We start from the raw sequence: 1,273 nt of genomic DNA, 5'->3' as shown, positions 1-1,273 counted from the left end.
GTCATCCTATCTTTGAATGGATGTGCAAGAGTCCTAAAATAGTCTTTACAAAGAAGGGCTGAGTCTGTAGCTTTAAAAGCAAAAGAAGAAGGGGAAAAGAGTAAGGCAGCTGTTTGTCATTGGTCGTAGGAGGCCGTTCGAAATGCCAGCCCCTTTTCCCCCTGCTTCTCCCATCTTGAACAGTTCATTAGGCCCGGAGCCTGCATGTAGGATTGATAAGAGAGAAAAGCAGTTCTTCCTTCAACTTCTAAACGCAAAGATATGGAATATGCTGAAAAACAAGTAGCATGCGTGGGCATCGACATCTCCAAGGACTTCTTTGACGCGGCCCTACCCGTGGCAGGAGGCAAGCACCGCCACCTGCAGCTGGGAAACGAAGAGGCCGGCTTTGAGCGGCTGTTTCAGGAAATAAAGGAGCCGGCGGCCTGCCGGGTGGTGATGGAGGCCTCCGGCCCTTACTACTTGCGCCTGGCCGGCTTCCTGCACGCAAAGGGTGTGATGGTGAGTGTTGTCAACCCGCTGGTGATTCGCCGCTTCTGCCAAATGCGCCTGACGCGGGCCAAGACGGACAAGAAGGACGCGGTGATGATAGCCCGCTACGGCCAGGCAGAGCAGCCGGCTCCGTGGGAGCCGGAGGCGGCGCACGTGGTGGAACTAAAGCAGCTGCAAACCGTGGCCGAGGGGCTGCAGAAGACACTGCACCAGCACGAGCGGCAGTTGGAGGCCTTGCAGCAGGCCCCGCACGTGAGCCGGCAGGCGCGGCAGAGCCTGGAGCGGATGGTAAGGCAGGCCGAGAAGGAAAAGCAGCAGGTGGAGGAGCGGATGGAGCTGCTGATAAGGGAGCATCACCAGCAGCTCTACGAGCAGGTCAGCAGCATCCCCGGCTTGGGAAAGAAGAGCACCCTGCTGCTCATCCTCGTCACAGGCGGCTTCACCAGGTTTGCCCACTACAAGCAGCTGGTCAGCTACCTGGGCCTGAGCCCGAGGATATACGAGTCGGGCAGCAGCGTGAGGGGCAGGAGCCGCATCTGCAAGATGGGCATGAGTCGGGCAAGGGCGGTGCTCTATGTGTGTTCCTGGTCAGCCATCAGGTGCAACAAGGCTTGCAAAGAGCTATATGAGCGGCTGGTGACAAAAGGAAAGGCAAAGCGGCTGGCACTTATAGCTGTGGCAAACAAACTCATAAAGCAGGCTTTTGCCATCGCTACCAAAGGAGAGTATTACATGGAAAAATCATAAGCAAAATATTGCTTTTAAACACAGTTCATTTCGA

At 55.9% G+C, this 1,273-nt stretch carries 1 protein-coding gene; it reads left to right on the top strand.

Going from position 1 to position 1,273, the window contains the following annotated elements; all coding sequences use genetic code 11:
- Positions 1 to 261: 261 nt before the first annotated feature.
- Positions 262 to 1,239, top strand: coding sequence for an IS110 family RNA-guided transposase (locus tag E1919_RS27140; protein ID WP_162056528.1), 978 nt, complete (start codon positions 262 to 264; stop codon positions 1,237 to 1,239).
- Positions 1,240 to 1,273: the final 34 nt, after the last annotated feature.

This window comes from Pontibacter pamirensis (assembly GCF_010015475.1).
GTDB lineage: Bacteria > Bacteroidota > Bacteroidia > Cytophagales > Hymenobacteraceae > Pontibacter > Pontibacter pamirensis.
Note: the sequence above shows the minus strand (reverse complement) of the source record. Positions and strands in the feature narration are given on the sequence as shown.